The 694-nt window shown below is 67.0% G+C and carries 1 protein-coding gene; it reads right to left on the reverse strand.

The features are described from left to right. Window positions 1–58: 58 nt before the first annotated feature. On the reverse strand, window positions 59–694 hold a 636-nt coding region (locus tag ACSNOG_RS32865), incomplete at its 5' end, for a branched-chain amino acid ABC transporter permease (RefSeq protein ID WP_436756351.1).

The raw sequence follows: 694 nt of genomic DNA on the forward strand, positions 1-694 counted from the left end.
CCGAGGGGGAGGGGGATGACGGGGGTGGTTTCGGTGGTGGTGGCTGGTTTCATCGCGCTCACGCCCGATCTGCGACTCGTTCGCCGAGCAGTCCTTGGGGCCGGATGAGGAGGACGAGGATGAGGAGGGCGAAGGCCCATACGTCCTTCCAGCCGCCTCCGCCGAGTTGTTGCATGCCGGGGATGTGCTGGATGTAGGTGGAGGCGGCGGCTTCGGCGATGCCGAGGGCGACTCCGCCGAGCATGGCGCCGTAGATGTTGCCGATGCCTCCGAGGACGGCTGCGGTGAAGGCTTTGAGGCCGAGGATGAAGCCCATTTCGAAGTTGATCTGGCCGGCGCGGAGTCCGGCGGCGACGGCGGCGACGGCGGCGAAGGCGCCGCCGATGGCGAAGGCCAGGACGATGATGCGGTCGGTGTTGATGCCCATGAGTTTTGCGGTGTCGGGGTCCTGGGCGGTGGCTTGCATGGCGCGGCCGGTGCGGCTTTTGGCGACGAAGAAGCCGAGGGCGAGCATGCACAGGGGTGCGGCGATGAGGACGAAGACGTCGTCGCGCTGGATGTGGATGTTGTCGGCGAGTTCGAAGGCGTCGCCTTGGAACTGGGGGAAGCCGCGGGATTTCTTGGCGTCGGGGTAGAAGGCCCAGACGATTTGCTGGAGGGCGATGGACAGGCCGATGGCGGTGATGAGGGGGGC

Source organism: Streptomyces sp. URMC 124, assembly GCF_051386455.1.
Taxonomy (GTDB): domain Bacteria; phylum Actinomycetota; class Actinomycetes; order Streptomycetales; family Streptomycetaceae; genus Streptomyces.